Origin of the sequence: Paenibacillus sedimenti, from assembly GCF_014534655.1 — a bacterium.
In the GTDB taxonomy this organism is placed as follows: domain Bacteria; phylum Bacillota; class Bacilli; order Paenibacillales; family NBRC-103111; genus Paenibacillus_E; species Paenibacillus_E sedimenti.
The window spans coordinates 570,104-587,400 of the sequence record NZ_JACVVD010000002.1; the positions used below are offsets into that span (position 1 = coordinate 570,104).

General features: G+C 45.0%; 12 protein-coding genes. 10 read left to right on the plus strand and 2 right to left on the minus strand.

The window, feature by feature from the left end:
* Positions 1-19: 19 nt before the first annotated feature.
* Complete coding sequence (locus ICC18_RS07280; RefSeq protein WP_188173696.1) at positions 20-817, minus strand: CPBP family intramembrane glutamic endopeptidase; 798 nt, start codon at positions 815-817, stop codon at positions 20-22.
* A 242-nt stretch (positions 818-1,059) separates the two neighbouring features.
* Here ICC18_RS07280 and ICC18_RS07285 point away from each other — a divergent pair, with 242 nt between their 5' ends.
* Positions 1,060-1,929: a hypothetical protein gene (locus ICC18_RS07285; RefSeq protein ID WP_188173697.1), complete on the plus strand. Its 870-nt coding sequence runs from the start codon at positions 1,060-1,062 to the stop codon at positions 1,927-1,929.
* Positions 1,930-1,974: 45 nt separating this feature from the next.
* On the opposite strand, the gene ICC18_RS07290 is transcribed toward ICC18_RS07285, so the two are convergent.
* On the minus strand, positions 1,975-3,162 hold the full coding sequence (locus tag ICC18_RS07290) for an ankyrin repeat domain-containing protein (RefSeq protein ID WP_188173698.1): 1,188 nt from the start codon (positions 3,160-3,162) through the stop codon (positions 1,975-1,977).
* 588 nt (positions 3,163-3,750) lie between these two features.
* Here ICC18_RS07290 and ICC18_RS33655 point away from each other — a divergent pair.
* From ICC18_RS33655 to ICC18_RS07330, 9 genes are all read left to right on the plus strand, one after another.
* Complete coding sequence (locus ICC18_RS33655) at positions 3,751-4,581, plus strand: cache domain-containing protein (RefSeq protein ID WP_223192379.1); 831 nt, start codon at positions 3,751-3,753, stop codon at positions 4,579-4,581.
* 159 nt (positions 4,582-4,740) lie between these two features.
* Positions 4,741-6,012: a helix-turn-helix transcriptional regulator gene (locus ICC18_RS33660; protein WP_223192380.1), complete on the plus strand. Its 1,272-nt coding sequence runs from the start codon at positions 4,741-4,743 to the stop codon at positions 6,010-6,012.
* Between the two features lie 216 nt (positions 6,013-6,228).
* On the plus strand, positions 6,229-7,749 hold the full coding sequence (locus ICC18_RS07300; RefSeq protein WP_188173699.1) for an ABC transporter substrate-binding protein: 1,521 nt from the start codon (positions 6,229-6,231) through the stop codon (positions 7,747-7,749).
* A 210-nt stretch (positions 7,750-7,959) separates the two neighbouring features.
* Complete coding sequence (locus ICC18_RS07305) at positions 7,960-8,880, plus strand: ABC transporter permease (RefSeq protein ID WP_188173700.1); 921 nt, start codon at positions 7,960-7,962, stop codon at positions 8,878-8,880.
* A gap of 14 nt (positions 8,881-8,894) precedes the next feature.
* Complete coding sequence (locus ICC18_RS07310; RefSeq protein ID WP_188173701.1) at positions 8,895-9,770, plus strand: carbohydrate ABC transporter permease; 876 nt, start codon at positions 8,895-8,897, stop codon at positions 9,768-9,770.
* A gap of 35 nt (positions 9,771-9,805) precedes the next feature.
* A complete protein-coding gene (locus ICC18_RS07315) occupies positions 9,806-11,470 on the plus strand; it encodes a DUF8769 domain-containing protein (protein ID WP_188173702.1) in 1,665 nt (554 codons plus the stop codon).
* A 2-nt stretch (positions 11,471-11,472) separates the two neighbouring features.
* Entirely contained in the window at positions 11,473-12,519 is a 1,047-nt protein-coding gene (locus tag ICC18_RS07320) for a glycoside hydrolase family 88/105 protein (protein ID WP_188173703.1), read from the plus strand.
* Between the two features lie 25 nt (positions 12,520-12,544).
* On the plus strand, positions 12,545-13,768 hold the full coding sequence (locus ICC18_RS07325) for a glycoside hydrolase family 130 protein (protein ID WP_188173704.1): 1,224 nt from the start codon (positions 12,545-12,547) through the stop codon (positions 13,766-13,768).
* Between the two features lie 244 nt (positions 13,769-14,012).
* Positions 14,013-17,270, plus strand: coding sequence for a discoidin domain-containing protein (locus ICC18_RS07330; RefSeq protein WP_188173705.1), 3,258 nt, complete (start codon positions 14,013-14,015; stop codon positions 17,268-17,270).
* The last annotated feature ends 27 nt before the right edge of the window (positions 17,271-17,297 follow it).

Below are 17,297 nucleotides of genomic sequence, written 5' to 3' on the forward strand. Positions count from 1 at the left end.
AACGGGCAGATTCAGCAAATCAGAAAATGATTCCCGCGAGAGCAAACAGGATATTCATCAAAACATGCAGCAGGATGATCGGCAGCAAGCCTTTTGAACGGATGGCTACGTTGCCCATCATCATTCCGCATAAACTGAACAAAGCGCAAATCGTCCACGGAAATCCAATGGAGTAATGATAGCAACCGAAGGCGACGGAGGAAAAGACAAGCCCCATTCTTTCGCCACAAAAATCGATCATTCTGGGCAGGATCAGCCCCCGCCAAAGCAATTCTTCAAGGACAGCATTCACTAAAGCGAAGCACATCCCATACAGGAGCAGCCGTCCTAAATCCTCACGCCCGAAGTCAATTACAAAGCTAAATCCAGCACATATGATAGCCGAGGCGATCAGCAGAAACCGCCAGATGGGGTCCTTGATTCCCCACGAAACCGGCGGCGTCTGTATCGTATTCGTAAAGCTTCCAATGGTGAAATAATCCGTCTTCGGCGCAAGTATTCTCTTATAAATCCATAGCGGTACAACGAATCCAAGCAAGCTGAACCGGGAGAGCACGATCTCCAGCTCTCTTGATTGATCTGCATAGCCGAGAATCCCGGCCTTTGCGAATTCAGCCGCCTCAAATCCCAGCATATAAATGCCGGTAGTCAGAAGAAGGTATGATTGTTCCCGTTGAACTAGGATGCAGCATCCCAATATAAGGGCAGCCAACATCAGACCAGCAGCGACAGGAACCAACTGTATGACTATAACCGCTATGATAAAGACAGCAGGCCATGCAAGATAGATATGACGCTTGATCGAATCGTTCATCATTCCCTCCCGGGTATTGTATCGATTATCTATAGCATACATGCAAAGTTCCCATCCGTCAGGTGAGATTCGTCATCGTCTCAGTTGACTCAACTTTCTTCATACGAAACCTATAAAAATATATTAGCAGCAACAGAAAAAGAAGTGAACTGGACTTATGTATTATGGGATCGCCCTTTACGCATAACCAAGTGAAAATTAACAAATAATAGCAGAAATCGAATTCTGGGGAGAGTATGCATAGGATGTTGTATCTGGTTACCTTGGGCGTTACTTCCATTTGGATGATGACATTGCTTTGCAAGAGACAGCTTTCATGGCATTCCATTGTAGCAGCATACGTAATCGGTGTTTCTTGCGCGGATTTGTTTGAGGGGTTGTTTAACCTGATTCTAGGGCTTTATAAATTTCCGACTCATTTGAGTACGAATCCTTTTTATGAAAACGAATTCGGTGTTATATTCGCCGATTTCTTAATTCTTCCTTTTACGTTCATTATTTTTGTTCATTATGCCGCCAAGACTAAACACCCATGGAAAGTATCCATTCCATTCGCAGCAGGATATATCATCATGGAGTGGATTTACTTGAAGTTTGGGTATATGAAGTACATACATTGGAACATCTTCTTTTCCGCCTTTTTCTATGTGGCCGGTTTTCGTTTTGGTGCCTACCTCGCTCCACGTATCTCAAGCTACAATCCGCCCGTTCCCTATCGCGTCCGACTGCTTTGTTTTTCACATATGATCCTCATGTGGGTAAGTGCTGTATTCGCATTGCCTTTACTCGGGATGTATCAATTAAAACCCGGCTTGTTTAAAGACTTCATGACCGACTGCCGGTTTACGGAAATGGCCACTGGAGATATCCTATCTGTACTCATTACCATTTTCATTCCAATAACTCCACAGAAGCTAAAGCCGCTGGTATTTGCCTTTATAGCTTTAATCGGAGCATCTATCGCAATTTTCACTTATTGCAAAGGATGGTTGATATTTTACAATTGGAATCTATTTTTGGCCATATTACGTTTTGTCGTTCCTGTCGGCCTGATTATGCTATACGATCGTTGGGAGTCGTCCTTTAAAAGCGATAAAACCAAGATTGTGAAATAGTTAAGGCTAGAAAAAGAGCCCGCCAGTAAAATGGCGAGCTCTTTTCTACTTTGCCCCGTGTTCAATAAGCATTTTTTTAATTTCTGCCGAAATATCAGGTTCACTAATAACCTTAATAATCATTAATGGTGTTTGACCTTCCGGACCTTCCGGTAACCTTACATCTACATTCGCGCCAGCATTTAATAAATATTCAACTGTTTTAACTGTATCACTTGTATAATGTCCAAACATAGGTCTAAGAGCTGATAAAAGTGGTGTATACCCATTAATACCTACCCCATTTGGATCTGCTCCTTTATCTAAAAGGAGTTTAACTAAATCCGGTCTACCTTTAGATGCTAGTAAAATTAATGCAGTGGTACCATCTTTTGCTTTAATTTTCACATCTGCTCCAGCGTCGATTAATGGATTGATTAGATCGATGGCATAATCACTTGAATAAATTAAGGCAGTTTTACCGGAAGCTTTATCTTGTAGGTTCACATTCACATTCTGTTTCAAAATGTAGGGTAGGATGTAGGACCGCAAATCATTGTTGTATGGTGAAGACCACTTTATAAAATCCAGCAGCAAGAATTCCTTTTCCTTTGCTGTAAGGGTATTAATAATCCTCTCGATTTGGGTACTATCTTGTTGCATTGCTGCTTCAAAAAGTGACTTGACATGAGACTTCATTGCAGGATGAGTATCTTGCACTTTCAACAGTACGTTGGAGAAATTTGTTACATCCGATGAACTGCGAGTGTCTAATTTGTTTATTCCTGGATTAAAATCACCATCAATTTTCACAGTTCCCAGAAGCTTGTTTGATATGTCATAAAACTCAAGATCAGCGTTTACGTATTCGGGTTCACTCGTGTTGAGCGTAAGATGGCCCGTTACTTTCGTAGAGTCTAAATATTTGTCATAAGTCGTTGCTATCAGATTAGACACGGAGACAATGGTATTGTTCTTGTCTTGAATGGGTGGATTCCCAAAAGCAAGGGAGATCGTTTGGGTATTATCATCATAACCGATATTGATACCAGTGTTTTCAGCTACGTAACGGATTGGTACATAAGCGTGGCCGTTTACGTTAAGTATTTGATATTCACTATCTAGCTGCTTCTCTGTCCCGTTGATTTTGATTTTTGCAGGAAATAACAGCGCTTGGATACTATCCGCAGCATATGTTGCAGTAGATAAAGTAATCATTATACCAATGGCCATCCCAAATAAAACTTTTTTCATTATGCATACACCTCCATAATTTTTCACTTTTTAATATAAACTCCCATTAAACCCAGAAAGTTTCTCCTGTGGAAATTTTAATTCCATTAAGGAAAACAAATTCTGTTTTCAATATGTCTAACTTATTATGGAATTGATTATTTTTAAAGGAGTATAGATTATGAGGCTTATATTCCCTTACTTGGAGGAAAAAATGTAATCGACATTTATTTAAACAATGACGATAATAATGTAATGAAAGATAGTGAGAACTTTGGTCCATTAGCAATTTTGAAAGCAACCCTTTTGGTAGTAGTACTTATTCATTAGTGGGATTGTGAGATGTTTGGTGCTTCTGCAGACGTTGGTGTAAAAGAAATCGAGGAAAACAAGCGAATCCTCATCGAATTTGGTGACAACACCACGGTCGAGTGGATTTTTGCTCCTCGGGCAGGAGGGGTTCGAACGGCAGAAACTCACCTACAGTCTGTAATGAGTGTATCGACTCATGTAATAAAATTCGTACTTCATTGATAAGATTCATACTGGACAAAGCGGGAATCCTGTCATATTGTTCTTCGTGGGATCATTGAGAAAGAAGGGGATGCCATGTGGAGCCGGATAAAGCCTAAGAAGATGTATTTAAACATATTTTTGTATTCCTGCATTGCCGTGAGCCTGCTTACCCTAGTGTTCACTATGTTCCTAAGTCAGCAGTTCGTTCGAAACGCAATTGATGAAATGGACAAGTCTAATCAAGAGAAAATGAAACAAGTCATTAAAACCTCGGAATTTACCTTGCAGAAATTACGTCAGTTTGCTTTGAGAGTCTATTCGGATGAAAGTATTGCACTTTGGTTGCACATGGAGAAGAACGATTATTCCCCATTGGCATTGAATAAAGCCGCGACTAGTGTAAGGGAATTCATGAGCAGCGAGCCTTTCATTCAGGGTATTTATTTAATCAACTTCGATCTTGACCAAATCTACACCTCAGAATCAAGTATCTATTCGACGCAGGATTTTTATGACCAAATGATGTTGAACTACATTAAGGGTCAAAAAACGCCGTATCTGCAGTATGTTAACCATGAGGTGGAAGGCGAATCGTTTCTGGCACTTGTCGTACCGGCAGCCGGCCCTAATCAGAACTATCAGGGATTTGTAGCGATTCTTTTCAGTAAATCATTGTTAAATGAGAACATGCTGCAGATATCGGAGGAAGATCAGAACAAAATTTATATTGAAGGCAAGAATAAGGAGTTCATTCTGGGGAATACAGATCCTGCGTTAACGAAAGAACTACTGGTCATGGATAAATCGGCAGCAGAACAGAAGTGGAAATGGAAGTCCGGCAATGAGACTTGGTCCATTCAGACAGAACGGTTGCCTATAGAAGGATGGAATGTTTATCACTTATCGCCGATTTCTTTATGGTAAGCAAAGGTAACCAAGATCCGGATCGAAATTATCGGTTCTTCGATCTTTTTGCTGTTAACGCTGCTGTTATACTTGTATTGGCAATCATACCGCAGTTTGAAGCCTCTTAGCGATTTGGCTCTTCAAATAAAATGCAAGCTAGGCAAAGAGCATCCTATCATGCAGACCATGAATGCCAATAATGAGATGGCGTGGATTCATTCCGGTTTCCATTCACTCGTTGAGAAGATCGAACAATTGGATTTATCGATCAAGAGCAGCAAAGCTTTGGTGAAAGATGATTTCTTGCGCCAATGGATTCTTAATTCGAAATCTTCCAAACCGATTGAAGAGTTTATTAGAATCGAAACCCAAATTCTCAGCACGGGATCGTTCCGCATGGCTATCATTCGACTGGAGTCGTATGGACGCTTCGATGAGCATTATGATTTCGCTTCGCGAAAATTATTGCGTTTTGCCATGGGAAACATTATGGCCGAAGTCCTTGCAAATCACGGGTATGCAGCGGAAACGGTCGATTTCGGTTCCGATCACATCGTGGCGCTCATTTCCTCACCTGCTTTAGAGGACGACATGGTTCAAGCAATCGGAGCGATGGAGGACGTACGGGTTCAGGTACGGCAATGGCTTAAGCTGGAAGTGCATGCAGCTGTCAGTTCTGTACTCGATGTTGAGGAGAACCTGCCAATTATTTATACCCAACTCTACGAATTAACGTTAATGAAATTCATTAATGATGAGGACAGGGTGTTTACCTCCGAAGATTTGGAGCGGTATGAACGAGGCAAAGACAGTGATCTCGACGAAGCCTTGCTAAAGCAGGTTATTCACTCGGTCCAGCTCAAGAATGAAAAGGCGCTTGAAGGATATTTTGATGAGCTTACCTTGCATATGCAGGAGCTAAGCTATGAGGAATGCAAGCTGCAGCTTACTCACATCATCTATTCGATCATGAAAAGTTTTAAGAACCAAACAACATTTCACGGGATGAAGAGCATCCATTCCTTCCTGGAGCAATTTGCAACCCTTGGGGAAGTAAAATCGTGGATATATCAGGAGATGCTGCTGATTATAGACCGGCACCGCAAGAAGAATGTTTCCAGCCGAAAGGAAGAGGTCGCTGCAGAGATGATCGAATATGTGCGAAACCATCTTCACAATCCGATGCTCTCCGTGGATGACATCGCTGCTCATGTATCCATGTCGGTGAACTATGCCAGACAAATATTTAAGGACCATTTCCATTGCTCATTGTCCGATTTTATTACAAACCAACGGATAGAGCATGCCATCAAGCTGCTTACAACGACCGATTGGACCGTAGCGGATATAACGGAACAGTCCGGATTTCAAACCAAGAGCACCTTCTTCTCAACGTTCAAACGAGCAACCGGGATGACGCCGAACCAATACCGAATGGAAAAAACATAAGAAAAAGTATAAAATTCGTACTCCGTTTGTTGAAAATGTTGTACTCTCCTGATTTGTGATAATTCGTACTGTTTGATAGATACCGGACTATACGGAGCCTGCGCAATCCGTTTATGATACAAACACGAAGCCGAGCAAGCGGGATGCACAAAGCCAAAAAGCAAACCATCGGTATTTCACTATGCTCGGTTTGTCACTTAATTTGGAGGGGTTACAATGAAGAAATTAAGCAGTAAAGGTACCTTGTTATTAGCCGTGTCGCTTATATTAGCGGGAACATTGGCTGGTTGCGGTTCGAAACAGGGAGAGCCATCCGAAACAGGCACACCGGCAGCCTCCGCGGCTGCAAAATTGAATCCGGTTACACTGAAAATCATGTTCCCTGGAGATCCGCCGGCTAACTGGAGTGAAGTCAAGGGAGAGCTGGAAACCCGTCTGTCAAGTTCACTTCATGTAAAACTTAATGTGGTGTTCATTCCATGGGCGGATGTCCTCCAGAAACGTCAAGTCGCATTGTCCTCTGCGGAAGACTACGATTTGATTTGGGACAATAATCCCGTACAAAATATAGCTGCCGGTCTCTACGAACCGCTCGACGCACTCATCGAGAAATATGGGGCTGAAATCAAGAGTACCCGCTCCCCGCAGTTGCTGGAAGCCAACAAGGTGAACGGCAAATTATATGCAGTTCCGCTTGAAGTGAATTTTATTCGTCCTTGGACGTTTGTCATTCGCAAGGACATTCGGGAGAAGCTGGGTGTTGCTCCGATTAAGAGCTATGACGAATTGATCAAATTTATGTACACTGTGAAAGAGAAGGCCCCGGAGATCACGCCGTTCATTCCTAACGGTTCTGAACATGTAGGTGTGAGATTGGCAAGTATGTTGGATCCGAAAGCTAACCTTGCACCTGTATTAAATTATGCTGGACTGTACACCAAAGGTAATGATGGAAAGGTCTATAATATCTTTGATGACATGGACCCTAATCTTATGAAGAACTTTGAGCAAAATCACAAGCTCTATAAAGATGGGATTATTGCCAAAGATGCCCTTCTGCTTAAAAACGCGGAATTTGCCAAAGGAAAGGCAGCGGTAACCACATTTTTTGATTTCGGAGTCTCTCTTAGCACCCGTACAGCTTTAGAAAAGTCAGTTCCGGGAGCCGCTGCGGAAGCGTTCAGCTTGTATGACCCTAACATGAAGCTGAGCTCGACGTTCAAAGCAGGCAACTACATTGCCGTTCCTGTTGTCAGTAAAAACAAAGAACGTGCGATTCAATTCGTTAATTGGCTGAATCAGAAAGAAAATTATGACCTGCTCGCATACGGAATCAAAGGAAAGAACTGGGAGGATGCAGGCGAAGGCCTTTATAAACCCATCAAAGAAAGTCCTTATGCCGGTATTCCTTTTGCATGGGGATGGAACTCCAAACTGGATCGTATTGACGCTAGTATGGCTGAAGATGTCATCAAGCTGAATAAGTGGCAGCGCGATCCTAATAACTTTACAACGGACATTCTTTCTGGATTCACTTTCGACCCAAGCCCGGTATCCAATGAAGTAGCACAACTGAGCAATACGAATAAAGAACTATTTGAGCCGATCATTCTGGGTGTACAGGAGCCGAAAGAGGGTTTGGCGAGGTTTAAGGAAAAGGCGTATGCGAATATGAAGAAAATCCAGGTTGAGTATCAAAAGCAGTTGGATGCGTATCTGGCCAGTAAGAAGAAGTAAGTGAATTTAGCCCTTTCGCTTCCCATAGGAAGCCGAAGGGCATTTTTTTTTCCGGCTTTTCATTGGTAAACTCCGAACTTCCATGAGTGATAGAATTCACACCTCCATAGAGTGTTACAGTTCAAACTCATTGATAAAAGCAAGACTATACGCGCAGCTTCACGAATGCGTAATATTCAGGTAGACACGAAAGGAAAGGTGAGCCTGAACATGAGTATGATGCTGGAACTCAGGAAGAACAAATGGCTGTATGCTATGGCGCTTCCAGTGATTGTGTACGTATTTATTTTTTCTTATTTACCGATGTCCGCACATATATTGGCGTTTAAGCAGTTTATCCCTGCTAAGGGGCTCTGGGGAAGCCGGTGGGTAGGATTTGACAATCTCAAGTTTTTTTTCACGGGTCCGGATTGGTTGGCGGTTACGTTAAATACGGTATTTTTGAACCTTTTGTTTATTACGGCAGGCACCGTATGCTCTTTATTAATTGCTCTGCTGTTAAATGAAATTAGACAAGTATTTTTTAAGAAAGTAACGCAATCTCTCGTGATTTTGCCGCATTTTATTTCCATTATTGTCGTAAACCTGATGGTCTTGAATTTCTTTAACGGACAGGACGGCATGATCAATCAAGTGTTGAGGGATTTCGGATTTGAGACGGTCGATTGGTTTCAGACACCTTCGGTCTGGCCGATGCTGTTAACGATCATATTCGTATGGAAAGGAGCCGGGTGGGGTTCCATTATTTATCTTGCGACCATAACCGGGTTCTCTGAAGAGTATTATGAAAGCGCGAGAATCGATGGTGCGAAGCGATGGCAGCAGATCTGGCATATTACCCTGCCGCTGCTCCGGCCGACCATTATCGTACTGACACTTTTAGCGTTGGGACGAATCTTCTACGGTGATTTTGGTTTGATTTATGGAATTATTGGAGACAATTCTCTGCTCTTCAAGGCTACGGATGTCATCGATACTTACACGTACCGGTCTTTGAGGGATGTCGGAAATATGAACAGCTACAGCAATGCGGCTGCAGTAGCCCTATTCCAGTCGGTCATGGGTTTTATCACCATTCTTTTCTTCAATTGGGTTGTCCGGCGGGTTGATAATGACTCGAAGTTATTCTAGAGAGGAGCTTCTGTATGTTAGTGAAACAACGGGATGCATCCCAATGGGCCGTGTCCGTCGTGGCATATGTATTCATAGGTTTTTTTGCCCTGCTATGCTTTATTCCCTTCTGGCTTGTGTATATCGGATCGTTCACAGCGGAGCATCTGATTGTCAAAGGCTTTCAAATGTTCCCTACGGAATTTACGCTTGATTCCTATCGCTTCTTATTTGAAGGCAGTCAGGTATACCGAAGCAGCTTTGTTTCCATTTTTGTTACTGTGGTTGGGACTATCGGAGCCGTACTCTTAACTTCCATGTTCTCCTACGTTGCCGCTCATCAGAAGGTGAAGTATCGGAATGTCCTTTCCTTTTACATTTATTTCACGTTGCTGTTTGCACCCGGCCTGGTAGGCTATTACTTGCTCATCTCCAATTGGCTGAATTTGCGGGACTCGTTATTGGCGTTGATCTTGCCGCACTTGTTCTCCGCATTCAACGCATTCTTGATGACCTCCTATTTTCGCACGCTTCCTTTCGAATTAAATGAAGCAGCGACCGTGGATGGAGCGCATGAGCTGTACATCTTTTTCCGGATCATCTGGCCGATCTCCATGCCTGTGATCGCAACGATTACGCTATTTTATGCGCTTTCCTATTGGAATGATTGGTTTAATGCGCTGATGTTTATTGATGATCCGCAGAATCATCCGCTGCAGATGATGTTAAGAAGAATCGTATCCAATTCGCAGAACCTGGATTATTTAAATACGAATGTAAACATTCCGGTTTCAGCATCAGGCGTACAGCTTTCGACGGTATGTATCACGATTGGGCCGATCATTTTCTTGTACCCGTTCCTGCAGCGCTATTTCATCAAGGGTATGACGATTGGCGCAGTCAAGGGGTAGTTTAAAGCGTTCACTACTTAATTTGCGGAGGAAAAATGATGTCATCTCACAGCAATAATGAGCATTTATTGGCAAGTCTTTCGGAACGGGAAGCTTCTTACAATCCCGCAGTAAAACTGCTGTATGGACCAATGACGAAAACATACCATACAGCTCTTAAAAAAGATTCCTATCCTTATGTGCACCACACCTATTCGTCTGTTGTCTATGCGCTGGATTTGTTGGATAGCGGGCTGCCTGTTTATTCGGAACGGGCGGCTGAAATACTGCCGGTTATCCTGCAAATGCAAGACAGGCGTCAGGATAGCCCTACCTATGGGATTTGGCCTTATTTTTACGAGGAGCACTTGGACCAGATGGAAGCTCCGGATTGGAACTATGCCGATTTCATCGGCAAGAAGCTGGTCTTCGTGCTGAAGCGCCATGGGAATCGCTTAAATGAAGAGCTCAGGCAAGGATTGAAGGAGGCAATTGGGTATGCTTGTCAAGCGATCATGAAACGGGATGTCGGCCCTGGCTATACCAATATAGCGGCTATGGGGGCTTTCGTTACACTCGTAGGCGGCGAGGTCATTGGACAAGAAACACTGGTACAATATGGCAGGAATCGATTGCAGCGTCTTTATGATTACACCATGCGGCTGGGCACCTTTGTTGAATTTAATAGCCCTTGCTATACGCCGATTACGATCGAGGAGCTTCAACATATTCATGAGGAGGCTAAGGACTCCATTTCCATCAAGTTATCAGAGCGGCTGCTTCACGTCGCATGGAAAATGATGGCTGAGCGTTACCACCCGCGTACGAAGGAATGGGCAGGGCCGCATAGCCGCTCCTATTCTCCTATGCTGGAGAACTATCCTGACCCGCGAGCGCATCGTTGTCCGGAGGAACTATTACCATATTTTAGTTCCGAAGAGGAACGTTACTTCCGTTGCCCTATATTCGATGAAGAGGAAATGGGGTATCAGAGCTATGCCACCACCTACATGCATGAAGCGTACTGTTTAGGTTCTTTCTCAAAGGACATGATGTGGAACCAACGCCGGAATCTGATTGCTTATGTGGATAACAATGGCAAGGCGGCCTATGTACAGCTGCGTTTTTTGAAAGATGGCAAGGACTTTTCGTCGGCTGTCTTTACGGGGGTGCAGGATAAGAGCGATATCGTATTCGGGATCAATATGGCGCTCGATTTCGGGGATTGGCACCCGGTATTGGATCCTGTCAACGGTGTATTTGAGGCGGAGGATATAAGGATCCGTATAGAAATCGGAGGTTACACCGAAGGTCTGGATCGTTTATCCGGCGACAAGCATGATTACGATGCTGCAGTTGTCATCGGTGGTCAAACTATGCGGGTCAAGCAGTTATCCGCCTTTTCGGACATGGGAGAGCCCCGTATGGCGATCACCCGATCAGAGCAGCAAGGTACCCTAAACATCGATTACATCATCTATGAAGGACAGAGGAAAGAATTCGATTTCCATAAATGGAATCAAGCGGCATGGGTATTTTTGTTTACATTGTCGGCACGAGCGGAAGAACTGCAAGCCGGCAGTGAATATAACGATGGCTCGCTATACGCCTGGTGCGAGAAGCAAGGGCGGAAGATGGGCATCGCCATCCCGGTGAAGCCGGACCGAATCGGGCAGCTATTCCGAAGTAATGAAGTCTCATTTATGGCAGAGGATGTGTAGAAATGAAACGTGTGCGCAAGCAGGCATGTGAAGAGGCGGCGAGCCGAATTGTATCTTGGATGTTGAAAGGGCAGCCAGGCGATTGGGGCATGGATATTGACAGCTGGGATTGGAATCCCGGTGTCGGAATCATTGCGATACTCGAATATTACGAATGCTCGCAGAAGCCGGAGGTTCTCAGCGATTTAATAAAATGGACGGAGCGCAATAGGCATCAGTCCGATAAGCATAAGGTCATTAATTCGATGGCCCCGTTTACGATTTATCCGAGACTGTACGAACTGACGGGAAATCCATACTATCTGAATAAAGCCATTGAAATTGGCGATTGGATGCTGAAAGAAGCACCGAAGACGAGAGAAGGGGCCTTCGAGCACACGGTCACCGAGCCAGAAGCGTTTTCGGAGCAGGTTTGGGCGGATACGATCTTCATGGCGGTGCTATTTCTCGCTCGATTGGCTCGAGTAACAGCGAACAATAAGTACGGAGAAGAGGCGCTTGTCCAGCTTCGGCTTCACTTCAAGCTGCTGCAGGACGAGAAGACCGGCGTGCTATTCCACGGTTGGGATTGCGGAAGGAGCAACCATATGTCTGCGGCCCGGTGGGGGAGGGCGAATGCGTGGATCGCACTGGCAACACCCATGATCTTGCAAGATCTACGGGGCATGCTGAACGTGCCAGAGCTTCTTATGGAACGCTATCTTCGTTTGCTTCGGGGTTTGAAAACCTATCAGTCGGATAACGGATTATGGCCGGTTGTTGTTGACCGCCCGGATTACCGCTGCGAGGTGTCCGGAAGTGTCGGGATTGCCTGCAGTTTTATTAAAGCTGCGAATCAAGGATGGGTCGATGCGGAATATCGGGCGGCTGCCAACTTGACTTTGGAGCAGCTGCTCGATTCCATCGATGATAATGGACATGTAGGCGGTGTATCAGGCGGAACCCCGGTCTTGCCGTCCGAAGAGGCTTATGACGCTTTCGAGATTCGATCGACACAGTACGGTCAAGGTCTAGCTCTCTTTCTTCTTACCGAATATCTGAACTCATAAACTCAAAAAAAGGAGGAATAGCTGCGTGAAGCCATATTTCCGATATTCCCCGCAGCCGGTGCTCGAACCGGTTCCCGGCTGTGAATGGGCGAGCAAAATGGTGCTCAACCCGGCTATTGTAAAAGATCCGGATTCCGATAATCTGCATATGCTTTTTCGGGCTACTGGGCCATGGTCTCAGAAGCGCAAAGAAGGCAAGCACGACCCGTATCCGATCTTTCTGGGGTACGCGGTAAGCAGCGACCTGGGCAAGACGTGGGATGCCGATTTTTCCAGGCCTGCACTTGCTCCTGCTCTGAATGAGGGGTTCGAAGACATCTACATTACGGACATCCACGGTAATAGGGTGCGCGATTATTCCAACGGCTGCATCGAGGATCCGCGCATTTTTCCAGTGGAGGGGGAGCTGTATCTTTCCGTGGCATGCCGGATGTTTCCGCCGGGCCCGTATTGGCTTATTGATCAGGAGCCATCGATTGATACGCGCAACGACTATGTGCCGGAGTGGGTGAATGAGGGTGATGATGCATTCAGCGCTGCGGCGCGCACCAACAATACCGTAACCGTCCTGTATAAGCTGGATTTGGATATGCTGAAAGCAGGCCGCTATGAAGAAGCCTTTATCTATGTATGCCCATTGACGGAAGGCCATGTAAGCGATAACCGCGATGTCTTTCTGTTCCCCGATAAGATGCGGATTGATGGGAAAATGCAATATGTCATGCTTCACCGTCCGATGACGCCTGCATGTTTCCCCCAAGGATCCCAAGTAAAGAAACCGTCAATCTACCTCGCTGCTGCGGAGAAATTGGAGGACTTCGCAACGGACCGGGCAACCCACAAGCTGCTGGCAACCAGCCAATTTCACTGGGAGGACAACCGGATCGGAGCAAGTTGGGCACCGCTCAAGATTTCAGCTAACGAATGGCTCATTTCTTATCATGGCAAGAAGGATATCCACTTTGGCTACACACAATCCTTCCTGATCGTACGCGAGCAGGATAACGACTTCCCGATTGTGACGCATCGATGCTCTGAGCGCTTAATGTACGCACAGCAGGCTTGGGAGATGCCGAGCGATTATCCTACGCCGTGCTTGTTTACAACAGGCGGAATTATTACAGGAGATGAACTGATTATGTCTTATGGCGCTGCAGACCAGAAGGTGGGCATTTCTTGGGTGAATTTCACGGAGTTGGTGGAGTATGTTAAGCAATTTGACGCTAAAGGCCGGAAGATTGAGGATTAAGATTAACGAGCCATGTATGGAATCGGTGCATCAATCGAGGATTTTACGATTGAAGCCGATTCAAACCAAAATCATGGAAGCGCTTTTACGGTGAAGAGGGATATTGAGAATTTGAAAGGAGGTGAGCTATATGTAGCACCATATTCAAACGATTCAAAACATGCAGAAGTCTTAGGGTAAGTATGTTATTCTTGTTCGCTGGCGCGCTCATCAAAACTTATTCAGGAAGAAAGAAGGAGGTTAAATGATGGGAAAATGGTGTAGATGGTATCCAACTCGTATTTTGACACTATTTCTGGCACTCATAATGGTAGCAACGTTTATACCTGCAGGAGGTGTTCTTGGGGCAGGGACGCTTCTTAAAACCGGAAATTATTACTTTAGTCATGCTCCGAATGGCGGCAATTCTCCTGACAAAGGTGCAACCGGACTGGTATCCTCAACCAATGGCGTACTGCTTGACGGATCAACCTCAACCTATGCCGGGTGGCAGGGGAGCGCGACTTCCCCAGGGACAGTACAAGTCGTATTTGACCTGCTTAAAGATTACCCGTTGGACAGCATAAATTTTGTACTAAATTCACCAAACAGCTTTTGGGGATTTAAAGAGTTTACGGTAAAATACCGCCCTGAGGCTGTAACGGATTATTACTATATTGCTGCCAAACACATCAGAACACCAGGAATAACCTCAACGAGCCCAAGCTCAACCTGGAATTATTCGGTTAACATACCGATGTCGAACAAGACGGCCAGATTTATTGTCATTGATATTAAGCGTCCTCATGCCTTTCAGCATATCCCCCTCACCGAAGTTCAAATTTATAAAGGGACCGGACAGGAAGGCGTGAATCCCGGACCTGCGCTCACTACGGAGCAAATGGCTCTCGAACTGAAAAAAGACGGCTTAATGGCAGACAAGTACGGGCAGTGGGTTTATGAAACGTGGCCTGGAAAAGTAAACTCCGACGAGCAGCTGCAGCAGGAATATATGAATGAGGCGAATGAACTGTCAAACGTTTCTCTGGACCCTGCCAAATTCGATCAGTTCGGCGGAATTAAAAGCGGAGAACAATACGCAAGCACCGGTTATTTCAGACTTCAACAAATCGATAACAAATGGTGGTTTATTACTCCGGATGGGAATAAATTTATTCTAAAAGGCGTGGATGCCACAAGTATATGGGAGTGGGGATATGGGACGCCGCTTAAAAAAGCTGACGGTACCCCGAGACGGGTGTTTGAGGAACTTCCTGATCCGGTTGCCTATGCTCCTGCCTATGTGAACGATTCCAATGGTGAAAGAGTAAGCTTCGTCATCGCCAATGTGATGAAAAAATACGGCAGCAACTATGAGGCGAAATGGGAGGACATTACAAAGAAGCGTTTGATTAATTGGGGCTTTAACGCTTTTAGCAAGTGGACCAGACCCAAAAATGTAACGTTTCCATACATTCAAGTCTTGCAAGACCCAGGTAGTTTAAGAAGGATTCAATGGACATACGATGTTTTTGATCCGCAGAGTGAATCCATCATAGAAGGCGCATTGACTACCCAGCTTCAGAATGCGAAGAATGACCCGTGGCTAATCGGTTATACCTACGATAATGAGGCTGGATGGACAACCGATATCGTAAAAGAGGTACTGACGTATACTTCAACATCTCCTGCTAAAAGCGCTTTTGTGGATTTCCTTGCACCACGGTACAACAATGACATTGCCGCCGTCAACCAGCTTCTGGGTACAAGCGCCGCATCGTTTGCCGCACTGAAGGATATTTCGATCAATATTGCCAAGGTGCCTGCTGCGGATGTATCGGAATATATCAAGCTGGCATCCAGAGCTTATTTCTCAACCGTCAAGAATATAATCAAAAAATATGATACAAATCATCTGTTCCTGGGATCGTCTGTAGTTCCCACCTGGCGGACCAGTCTGGATTGGGATTCGGCGGCTATGGAGTTTGTAGATGCTTTTTCTGTAGACAATTACACGAACGATGCAAGTTGGATTTCCAGATATGAAGCTTTCGGCAAACCGCTGTTGAATCTGGAATATACATTTAGTACTACCCAACGCGGTTTGTCGCCTGTCAATACGGCTACTACTGCAGCAAGTATAGCGGATAGAGGTTTGGCCTTCAAATCCTTCGTGGAAAGTCAAACATCACATCCGTTGTTTATTGGCTCAGGTTGGTTTTCGTACTATGATCAAGCGGTTACATGGCGTAAAGACGGTGAGAATTTCAATATAGGCTTAGTAAACCAACAGGATCAGCCCTATACAGATATGGTAAATATCATGAAGACCGTCAATGCCGGTTTGGAAAATGTACATGCTTACGGGATGAACCTCGCATTGGACAGGCCTGTTACGGCCAGTTCATCCAAAACTGATTCTTTAGCTGCCGGGAATGCATTCGACGGGAAGACGAATACGAGGTGGGGATCGAACTATAACGACAATGAGTGGATATATACGGACCTCGGCACAATCAAGACGGTGAGCAGGGTTAGACTAAACTGGGAGACGGCATTCGGTAGAGAATACAAGATACAGGTGTCCGAGAATGCTGTAGACTGGATTGATGTATACAATACCTATACAGGCAATGGAGGAATAGACGATATCTCTTTCTCGTCAACCAGCGCAAGGTATGTAAGGATGCTGGGTATAAAAAGGGGTACCGGTTACGGATATTCACTGTGGGAATTCGGAGTATATGCGCTGCCTGGACCTGCGCAAGATGATACTCCGCCGGTTACGACCGATGATGCGCCTTCCGGTTGGAAGAATACGGATGTAACGGTGACGCTTACCGCTACGGATAACGAAAGTGGAATTTTACAGACGTTCTACAGTGTTAACGAAGCAACCTATAAGGAAGGTTCGATTGTGAACATTACGGAGGAAGGGATTCACAAGATCAATTATTATAGCGCCGATAAGTCCGGCAACGAAGAGACAGTTAAGTCGGTAGAGGTGAAAATAGATAAGACACCTCCACAGCTGGCGTATACCGGGAGAACATCCGTTTATCCGTATGAAGAACTTCATTTGGATGTCGAAGCTCTTGATTCATTGAGCGGATTAGATATCATTTCCGCAACTTGGGATGGAGCTTCCTTGTTACTCCCTGCTAGGATTGAGGCATCTGAACTCACGATCGGCGACCATGTTCTGAGGGTAGCAGCACAGGATGCCACAGGCAATCGCGTCGAGTTAGAGGCGGGGATTGAAGTTGTGATTGATATCGGACATATGAAGGAATGGTTACAGTTCGCGTACGATAACGGCATGATCACGAACAGTGGGATTTACCAATCACTGCAGGCCCATGCTTCTGCGATCATGGACACGATTGATAAGCCACAGCCTACAATATCGAAAATCGAAGCCATGGAAATGGAGATTTTATCGCAAGCCGGCAAGTCCATTCATCATGAATTTGCCGAAAAATTACTCGCGGGGCTAAAGATGTTGAAAGAACCATACATGTAGAATGGATTGTCGGACATTTATGCAGAA

Bases quoted from the DNA above. Each gene is read 5' to 3' on its own strand.
- ICC18_RS33660 (WP_223192380.1), top strand. From the start codon at position 4,741: ATGCAGACCATGAATGCCAATAATGAGATGGCGTGGATTCATTCCGGT.
- ICC18_RS07290 (WP_188173698.1), bottom strand. From the start codon at position 3,162: ATGAAAAAAGTTTTATTTGGGATGGCCATTGGTATAATGATTACTTTA.
- ICC18_RS07285 (WP_188173697.1), top strand. From the start codon at position 1,060: ATGTTGTATCTGGTTACCTTGGGCGTTACTTCCATTTGGATGATGACA.
- ICC18_RS07330 (WP_188173705.1), top strand. From the start codon at position 14,013: ATGATGGGAAAATGGTGTAGATGGTATCCAACTCGTATTTTGACACTA.
- ICC18_RS07320 (WP_188173703.1), top strand. From the start codon at position 11,473: ATGAAACGTGTGCGCAAGCAGGCATGTGAAGAGGCGGCGAGCCGAATT.
- ICC18_RS33655 (WP_223192379.1), top strand. From the start codon at position 3,751: ATGTGGAGCCGGATAAAGCCTAAGAAGATGTATTTAAACATATTTTTG.
- ICC18_RS07315 (WP_188173702.1), top strand. From the start codon at position 9,806: ATGATGTCATCTCACAGCAATAATGAGCATTTATTGGCAAGTCTTTCG.
- ICC18_RS07300 (WP_188173699.1), top strand. From the start codon at position 6,229: ATGAAGAAATTAAGCAGTAAAGGTACCTTGTTATTAGCCGTGTCGCTT.
- ICC18_RS07310 (WP_188173701.1), top strand. From the start codon at position 8,895: ATGTTAGTGAAACAACGGGATGCATCCCAATGGGCCGTGTCCGTCGTG.
- ICC18_RS07305 (WP_188173700.1), top strand. From the start codon at position 7,960: ATGAGTATGATGCTGGAACTCAGGAAGAACAAATGGCTGTATGCTATG.
- ICC18_RS07280 (WP_188173696.1), bottom strand. From the start codon at position 817: ATGATGAACGATTCGATCAAGCGTCATATCTATCTTGCATGGCCTGCT.